Below are 24,886 nucleotides of genomic sequence, written 5' to 3'. Positions count from 1 at the left end.
TTGTTTGAATTTTCCCAAAAAGTGAAGGGGGAGTTCAAATAAGCTTTAATAATATACGTCGAAAAATACCAATAATTGGTCATAATGACGATTTTCTACTTGTAAAAGATGAATTATGCCTTTTTTTTATTGAATCAAATGCTTATTTTTGGGAATAAATAAAGATACTATGAAAATACCGATAAATGATATATTGAAAATGAGGAGAAGTCTTTTATTCTTTATTTGTTTGATATTCCCTTTTATATTATTTGCGAAGCATTTTAAAGTGTTTGATATTTCGACCGGATTACCGAATAATACAGTGAAATGTATAATTCAAGATGAGCAGGGCTTTATTTGGCTGGGTACTTTTAATGGCTTATGTAGATTTGACGGAGTTGATTTTGCTGTTTTTACTCATCAGCAAAATGACAGCCTTTCCATTATCAATAATCATATCGAGGCTTTATTACCTGTAGAAAACGGAATGTGGGTAGGAACTGAGGGAGGATTAAATTTTTATTCATATACAGAAAATCGCTTTTATCCTTGCATACAACGTGCTTCTACTGGAGAAACCCAATTGATGACAAGGCCGATTAAGAATATAGTGATGAGTAAAGGGAAAGTTTTTGTATTGAATGTTTCCCGTGAATTGTTTGTATTGAGAGATAATCAGACATTTGAAAAGTGTGATTATGAAGCAAATATGGCTTGTCTTGCCATTGCGCTATACAAAGATGGTATGTTGCTGGCGCATACGACTAAAGGGATATGCTTGATTGAACCTGAGAAAGGGAGAATTGTGGGCCGGTTGAATATTCCTCAAAAAATGTCGAGTGATAATGTCATATATTATAGCAAGAATAAAAATAGGATTTATATAGGCTACGGCATTGGATATAATAGTGAAGTATTTAGTGTTAACGATAGTCTGGAAATCAGGAAGTTGGATGAACCTGTTCCTTCAGATGTAAAGTCTGTTATCGATTATAAGGATGAAACAGTTTTCGGTACAGATGGGAACGGATTAGCAACTTTTTCTACCAAGGAAGAAAACTTTTATACGCCTGAAAACAGTAATATTAGCAGTGATGCCATTCATTCTTTGTTTGTTGATCGTAATGAGAATCTCTGGATAGGAACTTATCGTGGAGGGGTGAACCTGTTTTCTGTTCACTATAATTGGTTCAAAACTCTGACGATGGCAAATAAACAGATAACACATAATGTGGTGACGGCTATTTATCCGGGAAAAGATCATTTGTATATTGGGCTTGACGGAGGTGGGTTGAATGTTTACGACCAGAGTACCGGGCGGGTGACAGCCTATACAACTAGAAATAGTTCGATAGCAGGTAATAACATACTGTCTATATCAGGAGATGAACAATATATCTGGTTAGGGATTTATGGAAGGGGATTGTGCCGTTTCTCTCTGGCAGGACATTCGTTTAAGAACTTTGTATTGCCTTCTATAGATGGGAGCATGAACATGAATCGCATTTGGGAGATAAAAGATGATGGACGGGGGTATATATGGATTATTGGGGAAGGTGTCTATTTGTTTAATAAGGAAACAGAAACTTTTATAACAATCAGCGAGTTAAATGGCGTTTATGCTTCTGGGGTTGTATTTGATGATAATGTGGCTTGGCTTAGTTGTACAAATAGCGGATTGTACAAAATGGATAGGGTAACAGGAAAGATATTGAAGCATTATTTTAAAGATTCAAAGGAGACTCCTATTGATAGTAATATAATACGGTATATCTTTATTGACTCAAATCATTGTGTGTGGTTTTCTACAGAATATTCCGGGCTTTATAAATTGGACGAAGCAACAGAAACAGTAACTTCATGTGGAAAGTCGACTGGGTTGACTTCACAAAGTACGGTAAGTATGCAGGAAGATCAGTACGGTAATATATGGTTAGGGACAGACAATGGTTTATTTCGTTATAGTTCTGCTACGGGAACTTTTGTGCGTTTTGGCAAAGAAGATAATTTATCGTTGGTGCAGTTCAATTATAATGCTTGTTCCCGTAAAGAGGATATATTATATTTTGGAACAACAGGAGGGTTGGTCTGGTTTAATCCTTCGGAAATAGAATACAGCCAACGTGCGAATTCCGTTTATTTCACAGGGCTTGAGTTATTGAATAATGATAAAGAATTGATTAATCTATATGGCGATCATCCACAGGAAATTCGTCTTCCTTACGATCAGAATTTCTTCACTATTCATTTTTCGACACCTGAACTGGTATCTCCGGATAAAATCAATTTCTCTTGCTTTATGGAGAATTTTGAGAAAAACTGGCAGGAAATATCCTATCATCGCCAAGTCTCTTATACTAATGTGCCGCCCGGAGAATATTTATTCTATGTAAAGTCGTCCGATAGTAATGGGAAATGGAATGAAAAAGCTTCCTGTCTTAAAATAATTATCACTCCCCCTTGGTGGCAGACAGGATGGGCTTTCTGTTTATGGGGAATCATTATATTGGGGATATTGGTACTCGTATTATGGTTTTACCAGCATGAATTAAGTATAAAGCACATGGTTCGCTTGAAAGAAATAGAAAAAAATACGGCAAAGAGTATCAGTGAGGCTAAATTAATTTTTTTTACTAATATTACTCATGAACTGCGTACTCCTATATTCTTGATTACTGCACCTTTAGAGGAATTGATGTCTTCGGCTAAAGGACCGGTACAGGTACCCAAGTCATATTTGTCAGCGATGTATCGTAATGCGATGCGGTTGAATAAATTAATCAGTCGTATTATCGATTTCCGTAAGTTGGAGTCCGGTAAATTAAAGTTGGAAACCCAACGGCTCAACGTGGTTGCTTTTTGTAAGGATCTGACGATAGATTATGAAGCACTTTGTCAGCAGAAGAATATTCTTTTTTATTTCCAACCGTCGAAAACTGTGATTCAATTGGATTTTGATGCAGAGAAGTTAGAATCTATTTTATCCAATTTAATATCCAATGCTTTTAAATATACTTCCGAAGAAGGAAAAATCATTTTTTCTATTGATGATGCGGAAGATGCTGTCCTGTTCACGATTGAAGACAATGGCATCGGAATTCCTGAAGAATATCATGATGTTATTTTCGATAGTTTCTTTCAGGTAGACCCTTCGAGGGCGTCTGCTATGGGTGATGGCATCGGACTTTCATTTGTAAAGCATCTGGTAGAGTTACATGGAGGGACAGTGAAGGTGGAAAGTCAGCCAGAGCGAGGGGCAAAGTTCATGTTTAGCATACCCAAAAAGGACGTGGAAGAAGTGGTTGAGCAGTTGGAACAAAAATCTGTCATTATTGATTTCAATGAAACCGATTCAAGACAGAATGAACTTGTATCTCCTCAATTGCCAACTGCCATACATTCGTTATTGATAATTGATGATGAGCGGGAGACTGTGGAAATATTGGAACGGTTCCTGATTAAGGATTTTAAAATATTGAAGGCGAGTAATGGTGTGGATGGGTTGACGATTGCTCAAGAAGCATTGCCTGATATTATAATTTGTGATATGATGATGCCGAAGATGGACGGTATGGAATTTTTGAGTTTGGTGAAAGGCGATAAAAAACTTTCTCATATTCCAGTCATTATGTTTACGGCAAAAACGTCTGAAGATGATAAAATGGCTGCGTTCGACAGTGGAGCTGATGCTTATCTGACAAAACCTGTTTCTTTGAAGTATTTAAGGAAACGGATAGATAACCTCTTGTCTCAGTCGGAGTCTGTTGCCGTGGTCAACCATATCTCTAATACAGAAAAGAATTATTCAAAAGAAGAACAACGTTTTTTGTTAAAATGTCGTGAGATAATTGATAATCATCTGACTGATGCGGATTTTGATGTGTTGACTTTTGCAGAGAAATTAGGAATGAGCCATTCTACCTTATATCGAAAAGTAAAAAGTGTGACAGGTATGTCGGTGATTGAATTCATTAACGAGTACCGGATATTTAAGGCTGTGCAATATTTCAATGAAGGAGAGACGAATATAAGTACTGTGGGAGTGAAGTGCGGATTCAACGATTTGAAAAATTTTAGAGCAGCTTTCAAACGGAAAGTAGGGGTGTCTCCTAAGCAATATGTAATGCGTTTATAACGAGGATGAGAGATTAATCCCGATAGAAGACGGATTTCTGGAATGAAGCTGTGGCGGTCAAAGTGAAAACGGATACTGTTACAGCTTCTTTTTTTTGATTATTGCGGATTTTACCCCAAAAAAGGAAGATTTCGCCCTGTTTCTTTTTTATAATATGCCTACTTTTGAATCAGCTATCAGAGCAAATGGTACCAAAAAATGATAGTAAGAGTGTAGTTGTTAATTAATAAAATCAAATTCTTATGAAGGACAATCTTTTAAGATTTCATCGGGTATTTCCCAAAACAATCAACGATTTAAACCTATTGTTTAATCTTAAATAATAATGTATGAAATATTTGGATTTAGGGCTTTCTGATATGCATAAAGCCTTTCTGCAAATGCGTTTAGTTTGTTTATTAATGATAATCCTGCCGGGAACACTTTGGGCACAGAATACTAAGATTAGCGGTCAGGTGATAGATGATACCGGAGAGCCGGTTATAGGGGCTACTGTTCGTCTGAAAGGGGCTATGACAGGTACCGTTACAGACCTGACTGGTGGTTTTGTTTTGCAGGTTAGTGACATGAAAGGAATATTGGAATTTTCGTTTGTAGGAATGGAAACTTTGGAAGTTCCGATAAAAGGGAAAACTATGCTAAAAGTGACGATGAAATCTTCCAGTCAGCTATTGGACGAGGTACAAGTGGTGGCATACGGCACACAGAAGAAAATAACTCTGACGGGTTCGGTTAGTTCGGTCAATACGAAAGACCTGTTGAAAGTTCCGACAGCAAGTATTGGTAATATGTTGGCAGGTGCCATGTCAGGGGTTTCATCCGTGCAATCTACTGGGCAGCCGGGTGGAGATGACCCGGAAATTTTTGTACGGGGTATGAGTACACTCAATTCGGCAAATGCCAAACCTCTGTACCTTGTTGACGGGGTGGAGCGTGATTTCTTTCAGATGGATCCGAATGAAATTGAAAGTGTCACTATTTTGAAGGATGCTTCATCGACAGCTGTATTTGGAGTACGAGGTGCTAATGGCGTCATTATTGTCACTACCAAACGTGGTAAAGAAGGAAAGGCCAAAATTAATGCTTCGTTTTCTTATGGTATTCAGGCACCTACCCGTTTGCCGGAGTTCACCAATAGTTATGAATATGCTGACTTTATAAATGAAGCTTATCGGCATGATGACAAACAGGAACCATTCGGATCAGATGTAGTGGAAGCATTCAGAACTCATTCCAATCCGCTTCTTTATCCGGATACCGATTGGATGAAAGTACTTTTTGAATCTACCTCTCCCCAAACACAGGCAAATCTGAATATATCAGGCGGTACAGACCGCGTTCGTTACTTTGTATCGATGGGTATGCTTGACCAAAAAGGTTTCTTTAAAAATTATGACTCACGTTATGATGGTAACTTTAATTATAACCGCTATAATTATCGTGCCAATTTGGACGTCGATTTCACTAAAACCACTTTGTTGACAGTAAACCTGGGCGGCCGTGTAGAGAAAAGGAACTATCCGCAGGGAGGAGATAATTTGGATGACTTATTCCGCCATATCTATTGGGCATTACCTTTTGGCGGACCGGGTATTATTGATGGCAAATGGATTACAGGAAATAAACAGTATATACCGGTACTGGGAGAAAATGTGTCTTATGCGGACGGAATGTATAATACGTACGGAAGGGGATATAGTACCAAAACGACAAATGTGCTGAACCTTGACCTGGCTCTGAGTCAAAAGCTGGATTTCCTGACAAAAGGATTGAACTTTAAAATTAAATTCGCTTATAATAGTAGCTATAATCAAACGAAAACCCGTAAGACTTCCGCACCTTATTATAAGCCTTGGTACAGGAAAGATATTACATGGGCAGAACAACCTGCAGGCAGTGATCCGAATGAAATAGTTTATATACAGAACGGTGAAGAAGGAGTGATTAGCTATGGCGAAAGTTTGGGAAAAGCCCGTGACTGGTATGCTGAAGCTAGTTTTGACTGGAAACGTGATTTTGGAATGCATCACTTCTCGGCTTTGGCGTTATATAATCAGAGTAAGTCATATTATCCTAATAGTGGATGGCCCGGTATTCCCAGAGGATATGTAGGATTGGTAGGACGTGTCACATATGATTATGACAATAAATATTTGATAGAAGGTAATGTCGGTTATAACGGTTCTGAAAATTTTGCTCCGGGGCATCGTTATGGATTCTTTCCGGCAGTATCCGGCGGTTGGGTATTGACACAAGAAGACTTCTTGAAAGATAATTCAATTCTTAATTTCTTAAAAGTCCGTGCATCTTATGGTATTGTAGGTAACGACCGCTATTATAGTAGCGGTGATTATATGATTCGTTTCCTGTATTTGCCTAATAGCTATCAATTGGGAAATGGTTATCAGTTTGGTACCGGGAAGAGTTGGACAAATGGTGCGTATGAGAGTAGTTTCGGTAATTCGGGGGTAAGTTGGGAAAAGTCTGCAAAGCAGAATTATGGTATCGACTTTACATTGTTCAATCAAAAGTTGAGTGGTAGTGTCGACTATTTTCTAGAGAAGCGTACAAACATCCTGGCACAGTCCAATACAGACCCCGTCATTCATGCTATGGCATTACCGGTCTTGAATTTAGGTGAGGTTTCTAACAAAGGAGTGGAAGTAAACTTGAAATGGAACCATAAGATTAACAACTTCCGTTATTGGGCTAATTTTAATATATCTTATGCAAAGAATAAGATTGTATACCAGGACGAAGTTCCCTCACCTTATGAATATACATTAAAAACCGGACATCCAGTGGGACAGCCTTTCGGACTGAAGGTCAGAGGACTTTATTATGAAGGAATGGAAAATGTAGCCGACCATAACTATATTTTAAAACCGGGTGATGTGGTTTATGAAGATTTGAATGGTGACGAAGTGATTGATGACAATGATAAAACGGCTATCGGATATCCGAATTATCCATTGTTGAATGGTGGCTTTACTATCGGTTTTGAATATAAAGGATTCGATTTTAGTATGATGTGGAGTGGAGCGACTAAAACTTCCCGTGTATTGCGTGATGAATTCCGAACTCCGGCAGGTGGTTCCAATTATAGAGCTTTGTTGAAGTATATGTATGATGACAGATGGACGGAAGAAACAGCCGCTACGGCAAAACTGCCCCGTGCCAGTATAGACGGATTGAATAATAACTATCGCGATTCTGAATTGTGGATCAAAGACGCCAGTTACTTACGTTTGAAAAATATAGAACTGGGATATAACTTTCAGTTACCTTTTATGAAACATATCGGAATGGAAACGCTGCGTGTGTTTATAACAGGATATAATCTGTTGACTTTGGATAAACTGAAGATTTCGGATCCCGAATCTTTGAATGGTAATGTGCCCAAGTATCCGGTAATGCGTGTTGTTAACTTTGGTGTAAATGTTGGCTTTTAAAAATGATAACTATGAAGAGAATATTGAATAGTTTGCTCCTTGCATCTTTTCTTCTGTCAACTTCGTGTGTAGACGAATTTAAAGTAGGAGATGCTTTTTTGGACAAAGCTCCCAGTGTGGACAAGGATAAAGAATATGTATTTAGTAATCCTGACTATACTCGTGATTTTCTATGGAATGCATATCGTACTTTATATTATGGCCGTGTACTGGATTGGAGTGCGAAAGGTAACAGAGTGGGGATGGGGGCAATAGATGCCTTGACCGACTGTTTTACCTGTGGATTGACTTGGTGTACTGTGTACAATACATATTATACAGGACAGTTTACTTCTAATTCGGCTGCCAATGATTGTGTATATTCCTATTCGGACGGTGAACAACAGTGGACAGGAATCCGTAAAGCTTGGTTATTTATAGAAAATGTCGGTCAGACACCCGGTATTACTGATGAGGAAAAAGAGCGTTTGAAGGCTGAGGCAAAGATGATTATTGCTTGCCATTATTCGGATATGTTTAAGAACTTCGGTGGAGTACCTTTACTCGACCATGCTTTAGATCCGAATGAGGAACTTAAGATTCCCCGGGCAACCTTGCGTCAAACATTGGATTTTATAGTTCAATTATGTGATGAAGCTTATAAAGTATTACCGTGGGCATTGGATAGTAGCGAACAGGAAAATTGGGCGGGACGTTTCACTGGTGCAGCTGCACTGGGATTGAAAATCAGGACACTGCTGTTTGCGGCTAGTCCATTGTATAATGACAATCAACCTTTTTATCCGGAACAGGCAGGCGCGGCAGCCATAGCAGAAAAGCAAGTATGGTTTGGTGGAAAAGACGACCAACTATGGAGAGATGTAGTTGATGCTTGCAGTTTGTTTATGTCTCGTAACAGTCAGGAAGGCGAACCCTGGCAATTGGTAACCAATGCGTCCAATCCGCGCCAAGCATATCAGGATGCTTATTATAAGAGGGCAAACGGTGAACTATTGATTGATACCCGCCAACGTGCTACGGTTTCATGGAATTGGGATGACAACTGTTCTTATTTGCATTTTTACGGACAATATGGCGCTCTCGTTCCCACACTAGAATATGTAAATCTTTTCCCTTATGCTGATGGTACTCCTTTTGACGCCTCTTTTTGGGAACAGCAGCGTAAGGATAAATATATTGAGGAAGACCCGTTTAAAAATAGAGACCCTCGTTTATATGAGAACTGTTTAGTGAATAATGCGGAGTTCGGAAGAGATCATCCAGCAGAGTTGTGGATTGGCGGACGTGAAGGTATGTCTTCGGAGACAGTATCGGATGGTAGTAAGTTTACTGGCTTCCGTATTTACAAATATATTCTGGATTTGAGTTCTCAAAATGGGAAACAAGATCAGTGGCCCTATTTACGCCTTCCCGAGATTTTCCTGAGTTATGCTGAAGCATTAAATGAGTTGGATAGGGCAACAGAAAGAGATGCTTTGGGAAATGATGCTTATGAGTATATCAATAAAGTGCGCAGACGTGTCGGACTTTCGGGCTTGCAGACTGGATTGAGTAAGGAACAATTACGGAAAGAGATTTTGGACGAACGTGCCAGGGAGTTTGGCGCTGAAGATGTACGTTACTATGATATGATACGCTGGAAAATGGCGGAAGATTTTCGTAAGCCCTTGCATGGTCTTCGTATTCGTAGAGGCGATGATAAGAAATCTTATTCTTATGAAAAATTCCAGATTAAGAAAAGATATATTCAGGATGGCGATGACGGTACGGTTTATTTTACCCCGAAGTGGTATCTCACTCCGTTCCCGTTTGTGGAAATAAATAAAGGATATTTGAATCAAAATCCAGGTTGGTAATCAATGGTTATAATTATAAAGAATTTGGCTATATGAGAAACATATATAAATTATCGTGTTTATTACTGCTTTCCAGTTTGAATGCTTATGCCCAGGAAGACAGTGCTTTTGTAAAGAAGGAGGAACGGCAGTTGAATCTGGGCTATGGCGTGACGGTGAAAGCGAGTGAGTCTTCAGCTGCTATTTCTGAAATTACCGGAGAAGAGCTGATGAAGAGTGCCGCTACCAATCCATTGAATGCCTTGTTTGGAAAAGGACTGGGACTAACTGTCCTTCAGGCCGGAGGAACTATCTGGGAAAATACACCGACAACAATGATTCGCGGGGTGAATACTACGGGAAGTAATTCTATCTTGGTCATAGTGGATGGTTTCGAAAGAGATTTGGGGTCTATCACGAAAGAAGAGATAGAGAGTGTGCAGATATTGAAAGATGCCGCAGCTACGGCTCTTTATGGATTGCGGGGTGCAAATGGTGTGATGGTAGTAACCACCAAAACAGGAACTAGAAAGAAAATAGATATCAGCGTGAACTACGAGCATCATTTTAATATGTTACACGGACTTCCCAAAATGGCTGATGGATATACCTATGCATTGGCCATGAATGAAGCATTGATAAACGACGGACTGGGAGCCAGATATGATGAAACCCAGCTTAATGGAATCAAGAATGGTGATCCGCGTTATGGTAACGTTGACTGGATGGACGAAATATTGAAAAAATCCGGTTCTATCGATAATGTTTTTGTTACGTTAAGTGGTGGAGGAAAGTATGTAAGGTATTTCTCGTCAGTGGATTATTTGCAAAGTAAAGGTTTTATGAAGCCTGATAACATAGAAGGGGATTATTCGTCACAGCATAAATACTCGAAGTTGAATGTACGTACCAATGTAGATGTAGATCTGACTTCAAGTACGCAATTATTCTTTAAAATGAACGGTATGTTGTCCGAACACAACCGTCCTGGAATTGGAGCAGGCGATTTGATGGGATTGATTTACACTACTCCTTCTGCTGCTTTTCCCGTAAAGACTCCCGAGGGAGAATGGGGTGGTAGCGATATGTGGACACGTAACCCCGTTGCGGAGGTGGCGGCGAAAGGATATGCACGAAGTCATTCCCGCCAGTTATTTGCTGATGCCACTATCCGCCAGGATTTGGGGATGTTGCTGAAAGGCTTGTCTGTTGATGTGCGTATCGGTTATGATAATTTCTGTGAATATTGGGATAACTATCCGATGAGTTATGCATATGCTGTGGCTAATGTAGCGCATCCTTCCTCTGCTGATGACTATACATTACGGGGGCAAAACAAGACAGATAACTTTAATAGTTCGGTAGGAGGACAGAAAAGTCGTTTGAATTTGTGGGGACGGGTCAATTATAATAATATGTGGGGAAAGCATGGGGTGAACCTCACTTTGGCTGCTTCGAGGGAGCAAACTGTTTGGAGCGGACAGAATAATACACGTAACCAGATTAATTTGGTGGGACATGTCCATTATGTATATGATGGTAAGTATATTGCTGACGTCGCTTTTTCTCGTAATGGTTCTAACGCCTTGCCGCCTTCTCATCGTTTTGGAAATTTTCCTGCAGTTTCTACCGCATGGGTTATTTCAAATGAGGATTTTTTGAAGGACGTTTCGTTTATTGATTTGTTGAAAGTGCGTGCTTCATGGGGACTAACAGGTAGTGATGTTGCTCCGGAATCTTTGTTGTGGAACCGTAAGTATGGTTGGGCAAACGGTTATATCTTGGGAGGCGAATTTGGTAGCTTCAGCGGATTAGGTGAAGGGCACTTGCCGACTATGGATATGACGTATGAGAAGGTTTCGAAAGCTAATATAGGAGTGGATCTTTCTTTTGCCAAGGCTCTTGACGTGACGGTAGAATTTTTTAAGGAGAAACGTTCCGATATGTTTATCACACCAGGGAATATTTCTAGCGTGATGGGAGCTGCTAATGCTTACAAGAACTTAGGGAAAGTTGAGAATAAAGGTCTTGAGGCAGGAATTAATTATCATAAACAGATTCGTAACTTGAACTTTCATGTTGGAGGCAATTTTTCCTTTAATCGTAGTAAAGTAATTGAAATGGGGGAAGAGTACCAGCCGTATGAATGGATGAGAACTACTGGTCAAACTGTCGGGCAGATAATGGGATACGAGGCTATCGGTTTCTTTAAAGATGAACAGGATATCAAGAATAGCCCTGTACAAATGTTCGGAGAGGTGAAGCCTGGAGATATTAAATTCAGAGACCTGAACGGAGATAAGATAATTGATGAACGCGATAAGAAGGCAATTGGTTATAGCAGTGTGGCACCGGAAATTTATTATTCACTGAATTTGGGTGTTGAATATAAGGGCTTTGGTATAGATGCCTTGATTCAGGGGGTTGGCAATTATTCCGATATTGCTTCTACTGCTGGTCTGTTCCGTCCTTTGTCGAATAATACGTCACTGACGCAATATTATTATGAGAATCGTTGGACTCCCCAGAACCAGCAAGCAAAATATCCGCGTTTGTCACAAGGAGCCAATGCTAATAATTTCACCAACAACACAGTGTGGTTGACTGATAAATCATATTTGAAACTGCGTCACGCAGAACTATATTATAAATTTTCCAAGAAACTGCTGGCAACCACACCTTTACATTCGGTCAAACTGTACGTCAGAGCTTCTGATTTTACTTTATTTGACCATGTTGACATCTGTGACCCGGAGGCCATGGGGAATGCCCTTCCTATTCCTTCGTCCGTTCAATTAGGATTTTCAATCGGTTTCTAATGCAACTATAAAGATATAATGAATATGAAAAAACATATATGGATAGCAGGAGCATTGATGGTGTTGTTTTCTTCATGCAATGATTTCCTCGATTATAATGAAAATTCAGATTACGACCAGAATTCGGTATTTAATATCACTTGGTCAAATGAAGATTTTGTAACGGGCATTTATGCTTATCTGCCTGGTGGAACATCTGATGTGGATGGTGCTTTGCGTTCGGCAGGATGTGATGAAGCAGAGTATGTATGGCCTTCGTCAACAATCCGACGTTTCTATGATGGTAGCTGGAGTGCTATGAATACCGTAGATGATAAATGGGAATCATATTATAAAGCAATTCGGCTGTGTAATGATTATTTGCAAAATGGTACAGGTAAGACTTGGGAACAGTTTCAATACGATAAGAATTACGAAAAGATAATGCGTAAGTACAAGAATTTGGAATGGGAAGTGAAAGCTCTCCGCGCTTATTTCTATTTTGAATTGGTGAAGCGTTATAATAAGATTCCTCTGATAAAAGAGCTTCTTACAGAAGAGGAGGCAAATCGGCAGGAGCCTGTGTACTATCAGACAATTATCAATTTTATTGTAGCAGAATGTGATGAAGTGGCGGCAGAAGGAAAACTCCCGGCATTGTATGACGGAAACTATGATAATGAAACCGGGCGCTTGACAAAACAGTTTGCTTTAGCTCTGAAAGCAAGAGCTTTGTTATATGCGGCAAGCCCTCTGAATAATTCAGAAGCCGAAACGAATCCTGAAAAATGGGTAAAGGCTGCAAAGGCTGCCAAGGTGCTGATTGATAATGCGGGCAGTTGGAAATTATCGTTGGTTTCCTTTGGGGAATTGCTGGGGGCGGATAACTTTAAGAAGGCGGAAATGATTCTGGCAAAACGTATAGGGGATAACAATGATTTCGAACGCACCAACTTTCCGGTGGGGGTGGAAGGTGGCAAGGGAGGTAACTGTCCGACCCAAAATCTGGTGGATGCTTTTGATTTGCAGGATGGAAAATCTCCGGTAGAGGAGAATCCTTATGCAAATCGTGACCCTCGTCTCGGATATACGGTCTTGTATCAGGGAGGTAATACTGCTTATGGGAAAAAGGTGGATCTTTCGATTGGAGGAGCTAATGGCTTACCACAACAAGGTGCTACACGTACCGGCTATTATTTGAGTAAGTTTGTCAATACGAGTATCAGTCTGACGGCAAACAGTACTACTACTGCAAGACATTCGATTCCTTTATTCCGTTATGCGGAAATTCTACTCATTTATGCTGAAGCGATGAATGAGGCGTATGGTCCGGAAGGAATGGCACCGGGGGAAGGTTTGAATATGACTGCTCTTGAAGCTATTAATAAAGTAAGAGGCCGTAGCGGCTTAGGTATCGCTTTGTTGAAGGCGGAAGATGTGTCTTCTAAAATACTGTTCAGAAGGGCTTTGCGCAAAGAAAGAATGGCAGAACTGGCGTTTGAGGATCATCGCTTTTGGGATATTCGTCGTTGGAAAATAGGGCCGGAAAGTGTGACTATCAAAAGGGTGACAGTGACAAAAGACGGTAACAGTAATCTGTTTGATTATACTTCTACTTCTGACAGAATATGGGAGGATAAGATGTATTTCTATCCTATACCTCAATCGGAGATGTATAAGAATCGTAATCTGATTCAAAATCCGGGTTGGGAATGATTGATTGGATTTTATAAATATGGATAAAATGAAAATATATAAATTGGTAATAGCGTTAGGGATGATTGGTGGAGCCTTCAACAGTACATTTTCTGCGTATGGAGATAATCCGCCTGTTAATCCCTATCAGCCTGACCCGAATCCGATACGGCAAATTGCCGGTTATGAATATGCCTGGGGAGATGAATTCAATGTTGACGGGGTAGTAAACCCTGACTTGTGGCAGGCTGAAGAAGGATTTATTCGCGGCAATGAGTTACAGTACTATCGCAGGGAAAATGCGGTAGTCAAAGACGGGCGTTTGTTGATAACCGGGAAAAAAGAACGGGTCAAGAATAAGTTTTATGATGCTTCTTCCGGTGATTACCGGAAGAATACGGAATATTCGGAATATACGTCTGCCAGCATTCTGGGAAAGGATAAACGTCATTTCCTTTTTGGACGTATCGAAGTACGTGCCAGAATTCATCCGGCAGACGGGGCGTTTCCAGCTGTCTGGACTTGCGGGTACAATAAGAATTGGCCTAGTAATGGTGAGATTGATATGATGGAATATTATCTGGCTGATTTGGGGAATGGAAAGGAACCTGTGCTTACCACTAATTTTTGTGTAAGCTCGGATAATCCACATGATGCATGGGCGCAGAACTGGAAATCTGTTTTCACTCCTGTCACTTATTATCAGAAGAAAGACAAAGATTGGATGAATAAATATCATGTTTACAGGATGGATTGGGATGAAGAGTCGATAGCGTTATATGTCGATGATGAATTAAGAAATTGGATTAATATTGATGAATTCAGAAATGGTGACGGTTCTATCGCTTTTCACAATCCGCAATTTATGATGCTCAATCTTGCTATTAAGAATCATGGTGCAGGGCTTGTCGATGATTATGCATTTGAGGTGGACTATTTCAGGGTATATCAGAAGAAGCCGGATTTAGTGAAGCCTTCTATGGTGGAAGGACTTAAGGTTTTGAAACAAACAGCCACAACCTGTACATTACAATGGCAACCTTCTACTGATAATCAAGGAATTTATCGATACGATATCTATAAGGAAGGAGGTCGTTTTGTTGGTTCAACAACTGATTGTGAGTTTGTTATCGACGGTGTATCTTCCGATGATAAGGTAAAATACTATGTAAGAGCATTGGACGCCGCCGGAAATTACTCGGATAGATGTACACCTTTGTCTGTTTTCAGGTAACTGTTTTTTATAGATTATTTTTTGCGGGGGCATTTTCGGTCATTAAGATTGCCCCCTCTTTTTTTAAGGTAACATATTGTTTAAACTAGAATAAGATTCGATGAAGATAACTAAAAAGATTCTTTTTTTCTTTTCTCTGTTTTTGAGTAGTTTGCTTTATGCACAGAATTTCCTTTCGCCACGAACAATCATTAATCTGAATCGAGAGTGGAAATATACCCGGGGAGACCATCAGGGAGCGGAACGGCAAGTTTTTAATGATGAGGGGTGGGAGCAGGTCGGACTTCCCCATTCTTTCAGCATACCATATTTTATGTCGAAAGATTTTTATGTGGGATATGGCTGGTATCGTAAATCGTTGAAGTTGACAGCGAACGAACTTTCCCGGAAAATATTCCTTGAATTTGATGGTGTATTTCAGGAAGCGGAAGTTTTTGTTAACGGAAAGCTGGCCGGCAAGCATGTAGGAGGATATACAGGTTTTTCAATTGATATTTCTTCTTTGGTAAAGGCTGGTGATAATATACTTGCGATACGGGTTAATAATTATTGGAAACCTAATGTGGCTCCTCGTGCAGGCGAACATGTTTTCAGCGGTGGGATTTATAGGAATGTCCGGCTGGTTTTGAAATCTCCGGTGCATATTGATTGGTATGGTACTTTTGTAACAACGCCGGACCTGGCTAAAAATCAGGGAAAATCATCTTCAGTGAATATCAAGACAGAGGTGTGTAACAGTGAGGAAAAAGAGGGTACTTACCGGTTGTTGACACAAGTACTTGCTCCTGATGGTCAAATTGTAACTTCTGTGGAAACTAAGGAAACCATTGCAGGTCGTAGTAGCAGGCAAATATCACAGACTACGGAAGCATTGGATAAACCGCAACTATGGAATCTGTCTACCCCTGTTTTATATAAGATAGCCAGTAAACTTTATAAGGGGGAACAATTGATAGATGAGGAGGAGACGACTTTTGGCTTTCGTTGGTTTGAGTGGACGGCTGATCGAGGTTTCTTTTTGAATGGTAAGCATCTCTATTTCCGCGGAGTTAATGTGCATCAGGATCAGGCAGGCTGGGGAGATGCCGTGACGGAAGCTGCTATGTATCGTGATGTCAGCGTGATGAAAGAGGCGGGATTTGATTTGATTCGAGGTTCACATTATCCGCACGCACCAGCGTTTTCGAGAGCTTGTGACGAGTTGGGAATGCTTTTCTGGGCGGAAGCTCCGTTCTGGGGGATAGGAGGCTATAAACCTGACGGGTATTGGAATTCGAGCGCATATCCTGTGACTAAATCAGATGAGGCGGGTTTTGAGGAAAGTGCCTTGCAGCAGTTACGTGAGATGATACGCATTCATCGTAATCATCCTTCTATCATAGTATGGAGTATGTGTAACGAGGCTTTTTTCTCTGCACCGGAAACAATGCCGGGAGTACGCAGATTATTAAAGCGTATGGTAGACCTGACACACCAGTTAGACCCTACACGACCTGCGGCTGTAGGAGGCGCACAACGTCCGCTAGGGGAAGAACGTATTGATAAAATAGGTGACATTGCCGGATATAATGGTGACGGAGCGACACAGACCGATTTTCAGAATCCGGGGATTCCTAATGTTGTGTCCGAATATGGCAGCACCACTGCCGACCGTCCGGGAGAATACGGACCGGGGTGGGGGGATTTGAAAAAAGATGATGGTTGGAAGGGACGTTCATGGAGAAGTGGTCAGGCTATTTGGTGCGGTTTCGATCATGGTAGCATTGCCGGAAGTGCTTTGGGTAAAATGGGGATTGTGGATTACTTCCGTATTCCTAAGCGCTCATGGTACTGGTATCGTAATGAATATACCCAAGTGGCTCCTCCTGTGTGGCCTGTGGAGGGCATACCTGCGCGACTGAAATTGGAAGCTACAAAAACGGAAAATGTTCTTACTGACGGTACGGATGATGTTTTGTTAACGGTTTCCGTCCTTGATGAGGCTGGAAAACTGTTGAATAATTCTCCTTCGGTATATTTGAAACTAATTTCCGGACCGGGAGAATTTCCAACAGGGAGTTCTATTTTGTTTGAGAAAGATAGTGATATTCGTATGATAGATGGACAGGCGGCCATTGCTTTTCGTTCCTATTATGCTGGAAAATCAGTGATAGAGGCAACTTCTCCCGGATTGCAGTCGGTACGCATAGAGATAAATTTTGCAGGTAAATACGCTTATGAATCCGGAGTGACACCAACAGTGAAAGAACGTCCTTATATACGTTTTGCACCTGAAAATCATGAAACGGTTGTACAGACTTTCGGACGAAACAATCCGACATTCGCAAGTAGTTTGCGGGGGAAACAAAGTGCAGGTTTTGCTGCCGACGGGAATATGGATACTTTCTGGGAAGCTACTGGTGAGGATTATTCGCCATGGTGGATGTTGGATACAGAAAAGGGACTGACATTACGTACTATCAGCGTACATTTCCCCAAAGCTGCTATTTACCACTATATGATAGAGGTTTCGGATGATAACAAAGAATGGAAGACAGTGCTGGATAGACGTAACGGTAGGGTTGTAGAGCAAAGAACCGATATCACATTTAGTGTTCAGGAGGCGCCTGTTACAGGGAGGTTTATTCGTATCAGTTTTGTCGATAAGTCTCCCGCTGCTATTGCTGAAGTAGAAGTCAGTGGTGTGGTACGTGAGTAATATTTTCAGAGTTCTGTTTGATGCAATAATATGTATATATGAAGCAATATAAGATATTTATGTTAAAAGGTGTGTTTTCTCTTTTGCTGACTTTTGTTTCAGCTTTCTGGCTTAATGCGGAACAGCCTCTTATGAAGTTGTGGTATACTCGTCCGGCACAAAACTGGATGACTTCTGCTTTGCCCATTGGAAATGGTGAATTGGGTGGTCTGTTTTTTGGCGGGATAGCGTGCGAACGTCTCCAATTTAATGAGAAAACCCTTTGGACGGGAAGTGAGACGAAGCGTGGGGCTTATCAGAGTTTCGGGAACTTATATATTGATTTTGCGGAACATAACGGGGAGGCAGTTGATTATTGTCGGGAGTTATGTTTGGATAATGCGATCGGTTCGGTAAGTTATGAAATGAATGGTGTAAAGTATCGCAGAGAGTATTTTGCCAGTTATCCGGACAGGGTGATTGTGATGCGTATTACTACACCGGGGATGAAAGGACGTTTGAATCTTTCCGTCCGTTTGGAAGATTCTCATTTCGGTCAGCTATCAGTTAATAAGAATATTCTTGGGATACAGGGACAACTGGATTTGTTATCTTACGACGCTCAAGTAAAAGTCCTGAATGAGAAAGGACAGCTATCTGTCGTGGATAACCGGCTAACGGTCTGTGATGCGGATGCGGTGACTATATTATTGGTTGCCGGTACTAACTTTAATATTTCAGCTACAGATTATTTAGGTACATCTTCGGAGGATTTACATAAGGAACTATATACCCGCCTTTCCAATGCTTCACGGAAAAACTATGCTGCTTTGAAGAATATCCATTTGAAGGATTATCAGTCTCTTTTTAGCAGAGTGAAGTTGGATTTACAAGCGGATATGCCGGAATATCCTACAGATGAATTGGTACGTAATCATAAAGAAAGCCGTTATTTGGATATGCTTTATTTCCAATACGGGCGGTATTTGATGCTCGGTTCTTCCCGAGGCATGAACTTGCCGAATAACTTACAAGGGATCTGGAATGCTGATAATACACCACCTTGGGAATGTGATATTCATAGTAATATTAATATTCAAATGAATTATTGGCCGGCTGAAATTACTAATTTGCCGGAGTGTCATTTGCCTTTTTTGCAGTATATTGCAGTAGAAGCTGTAGGCAAGCCCAATGGAAGCTGGCGGCGGATTGCACAGGGGGAAGGACTTAGAGGTTGGACGATAAAAACACAGAATAATATATTCGGTTATTCTGACTGGAATATCAATCGTCCTGCTAATGCGTGGTACTGTACACATCTGTGGCAACATTATGCTTATAATAATGATTTGGAGTATTTGCGCAATATTGCTTTCCCGGTTATGCAAAGTACTTGTAAGTATTGGTTTGACAGGTTGAAAGAAAATAAAGACGGGAAATTGGTTGCTCCCGATGAATGGTCGCCCGAACAAGGACCTTGGGAAGATGGGGTAGCTTATGCTCAACAGCTTGTCTGGCAACTTTTTAATGAAACATTACATGCGGTAGAAGCATTGAAAAAGGTTGATATACAGATAGATAATGTGTTTGTTTCGGAATTGGCAGACAAATTCCGGAAGTTAGATAATGGGGTCTCCGTTGGTTCTTGGGGGCAGATAAAAGAATGGAAAGAAGATAAGGGGAAACTGGATTTTCAGGGGAATGACCACCGTCATCTTTCACAACTGATAGCCTTGTATCCCGGAAATCAAATTTCTTATCATCGGGATACTTTATTGGCTGACGCTGCAAAAGTGACCCTTCAATCCCGTGGGGATATGGGTACAGGCTGGAGCCGTGCATGGAAAATAGCTTGTTGGGCACGCCTTTTCGATGGTGATCATGCTTATCGTTTGTTGAAGTCCGCGCTTAGTCTTTCTACCTTGACAGTCATTAGCATGGATAACTCTAAAGGTGGAGTGTATGAAAACTTATTTGATTCTCATCCACCTTTCCAGATTGATGGTAACTTTGGTGCTACTGCCGGCATCGCAGAGATGCTTTTACAAAGTAATCAAGGATTTATTCATTTACTGCCTGCATTGCCTTTGGCATGGAGTGATGGAAGTGTGGCCGGCTTGCGTACAGAAGGAGATTTTACTTTTACAATGAAATGGAATGCAGGGTGGCTTACACAATGTTCTGTCCTGTCAGGTTCGGGACTTAAGTGCAGAATATATTCTCCTAAAGGACTAATTGCAAGAGTAGAAAATAGTAGTGGGAAAAGGATTCCGATTTCTCTAATTAAAGGAGGGTTGATTGAATTTCCAACTAAGAAAGGGGAAATTTATAATATTTCAGTTTCAAAAATATATTGAATGGTTGTTTATCAGCTTTATTAGTATCTTGAAGTATATATTTTAGTGTAATGTCTCCACGTTTCAGTAAACAGCTTTTCCCTCTGAAAGGAATTAATAATTTATGAAACGTGGAGATTTTTGTTATGTATACATTGGTATATGCTAACTTGCTTAGATGTTTTATTAAATGAAAATTTATATCTTTGCAACAAGCTCTTATATTGATTGAATAAATATAATGATACAGATACATGATTATTGCAACGTTCAATATTTTAAAATATGGAGATAAAACTAATAACTTCAGATAAAAAAGAATTCCTCGATTTATTACTCTTGGCTGATGAACAAGAAAGTATGATTGACCGATATTTGGAACGTGGTGACATGTTTGTTCTTTATGATGACGGGCTGAAAGCTCTTTGTGTGGTGACACGTGAGGGGGAAGGTATTTATGAAATCAAGAATATAGCTACTGTTCCTTTCTTCCAACGCCAGGGATATGGAAAACGTTTAATCGAGTTTTTATTTGAATATTATCAGGGGAAGTGTTCTGAAATGTTGGTGGGTACAGGAGATGTGCCTTCTTCCAGATCTTTCTATGAACATTGCGGTTTTGCAATTTCTCACCGGATAAAGAATTTCTTTACAGATAACTACGATCATCCGATGTATGAGGATGATATGCAGTTGGTGGATATGATATATTTGAAGAAAACATTGTAGTGTGTGATGATGGAAATAGATATCAATTATTTGGTGAAAGAATATGGAAATATGATTTCCACGATTGCTCACCGGATGATTCAGAATAAAGAAATCGCTCGTGAAGCGGCACAGGAAGTGTGGTATGAACTTTGTAAAAGCTTCAGTGGCTTTAAAGGTGATTCGGAGATTTCTACATGGATATATACTGTCGCTCGTCGCACTATTGGCAGATATGCAGCATGTGAAAAGCAGGTGAAAATGTCGGAAATCGAATATTTCCGTTCGTTGCCGGAAATCGGATATTCCGGTGGGGAAGAAGCGAAGCGGGAATGGATTAAAGAAAGGTGCGACTGGTGTATTACCGCTTTAAATCATTGTCTGAATAATGATGCTCGTCTGATTTTTATCTTTAGAGAAAACATCGGGTTGCCTTATCGGCAGATTGGCGAAATCATGGAATGGAAAGAAAGTAATGTACGGCAAGTCTATAATCGTTCCATTCAGAAAATCACAGCTTTCATGAATGATACTTGCCCGTTGTATAATCCCGATGGTGCTTGTAAATGCCGTATTTGCAAACCGGTATATTCTATTGATATGGATAAAGAATATGCAATGGTGCAACGAATGATGAGGCTTGCCGATTTATACAGGAAGTTTGAAAAAGAACTGCCGAGGAAAAATTATTGGGAGAAATTCTTGCAGTAAGTTGTCACAAAGCTCATTTACCTTTCCACTAACTATATGTATAATTTAAAAACATATAGTTATGAGTAAAATTGACTTTTTAAAGGAGCAGATTGTAGAAGCTCGCACATTTGTGAATCGTTTGATGTCTGAATTGCCGGAAGATTTGTGGTATGTTATTCCTGAAGGAACAGATTCTAACTTTATCTGGCAAGTGGGACATCTGCTTGTTTCGCAGAATTTCCATACACTGACAGCTATTACCGGGGTGAACGAAAGGGTAGGACGATTAGTGCCTATCCAAAAATATAATAGAATGTTTAATGGCATGGGGACATTACATCGTTCCATAGAAAAGGGCTTGATTTCTGTTGCTGAATTGAGAGAACAAATGGAAATAGTTCATCAGATCTGTATCGAAAATCTGGAAACTCTGAATGATGATGTTTTGGCAGAGTGCTTGCAACCTCTTCCGTTTGAACATCCTGTTGCGGAAACTAAATATGAAGCATTGTCGTGGAGCTTTAAACATGAAATGTGGCACAGTGCAGAAATGGAAGCTATCAAAAGAGACTTAGGTTATCCGATTGTTTGGATGAAATAAGAAATGTGTTTATTTATATTACTGTATAAATAAACTCGCTTATTTGTAATCTTCTATTGTATGAAACACGTTTGTTATTTTTTACAATTACAGACTACGTTCTTAATAAACGTACTTTCGGTTTATAATAAACTTTTTGATAGTTTATAATAAACGGTATCAGAGTTTATTAAAAACTATTTTGAGCATTTTTAGAGATTCTATAGAATGAGTTAAGTAAAAATATAAACAAAATAGGGCAATGATCGTTAGATCATTGCCCTATGATATATCTGTACTAATACTAAAATGTATCAGTTTAAAGGTTCTTTATGTCTCTATTTTTCCTAGATTTTTCATTTCTCTTATTGCTTTTGTTTTCTCAAAGATACAAAATAAAAAGCCATTTGTCAAGCGTTTCAATAGAAAAGCCGATTATTCATTAAACCAGTCTATTTTCTTTGAAAAATACATCACTATTGCCAGAATGATAAACAGTCCTAAGCTGCCTGCCAATAATGCGAAAGTCTCCAGCTGGATAAGAACAAAGATATAAATATAGAGTATAGCCAATAGGCCGGACATGATTAATGATGGTTTCTTTTTCTTGGTAATTCCGAACATATAGCCGCCTACCAGTATAATAGTCAGTGCAGAAGATAACAAATAGGCCGGGTTGAAACCGACGTGCTCTGAGAAAGAGAGGAGCAGGCTGTAGAATAGACAGAGAGCTAGTCCTACCAATAAATACTGCAAGGCATGAATACGGGTCTTGTTCATGATTTCAGTGAAGAAGATCACTCCGAAAGTCAGTAGGATAATCAGAATGGCATACTTTGCGGAGCGCATGGACTGCTGGTACTGTTCCACCGGAATTTTGAAATTCACACCGAAACTGGAGTTTTCAATATCTTTGATGTTCGAGGTGTTGTAGTCAGCCATCACCTGCGAATAATTCCGATTCAAGTTTAAAACCTGCCATTGCGCGGAAAATTCCTTCTCCGTAATATTCCGGTTGTTAGGCAGATAGTTTCCGGTAAAGCTCGGTGTATTCCAGTTGGCTTTCAGATCTACACGGGTTGTTTTACCCAACGGAATAAAGTTGAGTGACTGTGAACCTTTCAGTTTGATTTTTATTTCATAAGGGAGTTTTTTATTCTGCTTCAATTCCGACAAATTAGCGATCGCATGAACTCCGGTGTTAGCTATTCCTCTGTTGTCCATACCCGGTTCGAATATATAAACAGAATCTCCCAAGGTGATGCTGATTTGTTCGCTGATACCCCGCATATCGGTTAGGTTCAAGCAAATAGCTGCCCTGTCAAATTGCAACTGGTCCATGTCTATTCTACTCTTTTTCAATTCTTCCGAACTGAATGACCCTTTCAATGTCAGTTCCGACTGATATACATTGACCTCATAGATACTTCTTTTCAGGATTTCAGTCTTCAGTTGCCCGTTGACCATAAGCTCGTCAGGAAAAAGTATCAGGTCTTTGATGGAAACTTTCTTCTCGCCGTTGTTTTCAGTGACAACCGGATACTGGAGATTCAGGTAAGGGCCAGTGATGGTCTGTGCAAGACTCCATTTTTCACTTACCTCGTCGATAGCTTCTTCCTGGGTTCGTCCCCGTTCGGAAATAAGATTCTCAATCATGAACATGGGTATCATCAGGAGAAGGATTAATAATCCGATGATGACAACCTTGATTGTTTTGGAGAAACGGTGGAGGCATCCTATAGGTTGCTGTGCCTGTTGCTCATTTGAATTTTCATTGAAAGCGTCCATAAGCCAGTAGTGTTTTGATGAATTATTTATTTTGATTTTAGAAATTTCTCTAAGGCTTCAATATGCGATTTGAAAGCTTCTCTGCCTTGCGGGGTTGCCTGAAAAACAGTCCGTGGCTTTCGTCCGACAAAACTTTTGTTACATACGATATATCCCAGTTCTTCCAGGGAACGGGTATGGCTGGCAAGATTGCCGTCTGTCAGAGAGAGCTGCTCTTTCAGAAAATTGAAGTCGGCTTCCTCATTTACCATCAGAATAGCCATGATACCGAGCCGGACCTTGCTTTCGAATGCTTTATTAATATATTGGAATGCTTCTATCATTTATGATCTCTTTCTTTCGTAGTGTAAATAGAACAATATGCCATAAAGAATATGGAAACCGCCGAAACCGATGGTCCAGAACAGCAGTGAATGACCTTCCCAAAAACAATCTACGACTCCCAGGCAAATGAAAGCATATCCTAACCATACGATACTGGAGTAAGTGAACTTGGATACGTTGACCAGTGCCAGTCCGTAAAATAAAAGCATGACGGAAGCCAGGATGTCATAATACTCATGCATCATGATGGAGATGCATAAAACACCTCCGGTCAGCATCGGAAGAGAAAAGTTCCACAATGCCCGGTAGGTGAGGCGGCTGAAAAATTTCTGTCCTGTCTTCTTGGATTTATAATAGGACAGGATGCAGGCGGTGACCGCAGCTGCTACCAATACGAGCGAAGCTATAATAGCCATTAGTTCGAGAGCAACAATTAAATGTGTGCCCGGGGTAATAACTTGTGTAGCGATGTATGCGCCAGCTAATGCGTAAATGCCCGCCATGATTGCAGCGAGACCACTTAGAGAGATAAACTTGGACGACTTTTCCATCAACTCTTTTATCTCATTTACCGATTCTAATGCTTTATCTTTATCCATATAAAAGTACTTTGTAATGCAAAGTAAAATAAAAGATTTCAGATGAACAA

14 protein-coding genes are annotated in these 24,886 nt (G+C 40.1%); 11 read left to right on the top strand and 3 right to left on the bottom strand.

The annotated features are described in order from the left end of the window. Positions 1-169 precede the first annotated feature (169 nt). The 11 genes from NQ505_RS21845 to NQ505_RS21795 all read left to right on the top strand — a co-directional run bounded on the left by NQ505_RS21845 (position 170) and on the right by NQ505_RS21795 (position 22,146). The gene (locus tag NQ505_RS21845; RefSeq protein ID WP_008999666.1) at positions 170-4,117 is read left to right on the top strand and encodes a hybrid sensor histidine kinase/response regulator transcription factor; all 3,948 of its coding nucleotides are present in this window, start codon (positions 170-172) and stop codon (positions 4,115-4,117) included. 329 nt (positions 4,118-4,446) lie between these two features. Then, positions 4,447-7,569 carry a SusC/RagA family TonB-linked outer membrane protein gene (locus NQ505_RS21840; RefSeq protein ID WP_008999667.1) on the top strand — a complete coding sequence of 1,041 codons (3,123 nt, stop codon included), beginning with the start codon at positions 4,447-4,449 and terminating at the stop codon, positions 7,567-7,569. A gap of 11 nt (positions 7,570-7,580) precedes the next feature. Next, positions 7,581-9,425: a RagB/SusD family nutrient uptake outer membrane protein gene (locus NQ505_RS21835; protein WP_008999668.1), complete on the top strand. Its 1,845-nt coding sequence runs from the start codon at positions 7,581-7,583 to the stop codon at positions 9,423-9,425. 32 nt (positions 9,426-9,457) lie between these two features. Further along, positions 9,458-12,223, top strand: coding sequence for a SusC/RagA family TonB-linked outer membrane protein (locus NQ505_RS21830; protein WP_008999669.1), 2,766 nt, complete (start codon positions 9,458-9,460; stop codon positions 12,221-12,223). 24 nt (positions 12,224-12,247) lie between these two features. Next, positions 12,248-13,918, top strand: a complete 1,671-nt coding sequence (locus NQ505_RS21825; protein WP_008999670.1) for a RagB/SusD family nutrient uptake outer membrane protein — start codon at positions 12,248-12,250, stop codon at positions 13,916-13,918. A 28-nt stretch (positions 13,919-13,946) separates the two neighbouring features. Further along, positions 13,947-15,131, top strand: a complete 1,185-nt coding sequence (locus NQ505_RS21820) for a family 16 glycosylhydrolase (RefSeq protein ID WP_008999671.1) — start codon at positions 13,947-13,949, stop codon at positions 15,129-15,131. Positions 15,132-15,231: 100 nt separating this feature from the next. After that, complete coding sequence (locus NQ505_RS21815; RefSeq protein ID WP_008999672.1) at positions 15,232-17,829, top strand: glycoside hydrolase family 2 protein; 2,598 nt, start codon at positions 15,232-15,234, stop codon at positions 17,827-17,829. Positions 17,830-17,867: 38 nt separating this feature from the next. After that, complete coding sequence (locus NQ505_RS21810; RefSeq protein ID WP_008999673.1) at positions 17,868-20,165, top strand: glycosyl hydrolase family 95 catalytic domain-containing protein; 2,298 nt, start codon at positions 17,868-17,870, stop codon at positions 20,163-20,165. Between the two features lie 264 nt (positions 20,166-20,429). Continuing rightward, entirely contained in the window at positions 20,430-20,873 is a 444-nt protein-coding gene (locus tag NQ505_RS21805; protein WP_008999674.1) for a GNAT family N-acetyltransferase, read from the top strand. Between the two features lie 9 nt (positions 20,874-20,882). Then, positions 20,883-21,563 carry an RNA polymerase sigma factor gene (locus tag NQ505_RS21800; protein WP_032853663.1) on the top strand — a complete coding sequence of 227 codons (681 nt, stop codon included), beginning with the start codon at positions 20,883-20,885 and terminating at the stop codon, positions 21,561-21,563. A 61-nt stretch (positions 21,564-21,624) separates the two neighbouring features. Beyond that, positions 21,625-22,146 carry a DinB family protein gene (locus NQ505_RS21795; RefSeq protein ID WP_004308071.1) on the top strand — a complete coding sequence of 174 codons (522 nt, stop codon included), beginning with the start codon at positions 21,625-21,627 and terminating at the stop codon, positions 22,144-22,146. Between the two features lie 414 nt (positions 22,147-22,560). Here the strand turns inward: NQ505_RS21795 and creD are convergent, their stop codons facing one another. Genes creD through NQ505_RS21780 form a run of 3 tightly spaced genes read right to left on the bottom strand, consistent with a single transcriptional unit; the run spans position 22,561 to position 24,836 of the window. Continuing rightward, positions 22,561-23,913: a cell envelope integrity protein CreD gene (gene creD, locus NQ505_RS21790; RefSeq protein WP_008999675.1), complete on the bottom strand. Its 1,353-nt coding sequence runs from the start codon at positions 23,911-23,913 to the stop codon at positions 22,561-22,563. Positions 23,914-23,939: 26 nt separating this feature from the next. Further along, on the bottom strand, positions 23,940-24,236 hold the full coding sequence (locus NQ505_RS21785) for a winged helix-turn-helix domain-containing protein (protein WP_004300162.1): 297 nt from the start codon (positions 24,234-24,236) through the stop codon (positions 23,940-23,942). Further along, positions 24,237-24,836, bottom strand: a complete 600-nt coding sequence (locus NQ505_RS21780; protein WP_004303838.1) for a hypothetical protein — start codon at positions 24,834-24,836, stop codon at positions 24,237-24,239. Between the last annotated feature and the right edge of the window lie 50 nt (positions 24,837-24,886).

Origin of the sequence: Bacteroides sp. D2 (genome assembly GCF_025147085.1) — a bacterium.
Lineage (GTDB): Bacteria > Bacteroidota > Bacteroidia > Bacteroidales > Bacteroidaceae > Bacteroides.
This window is presented reverse-complemented; position numbering and strand designations above follow the sequence as displayed.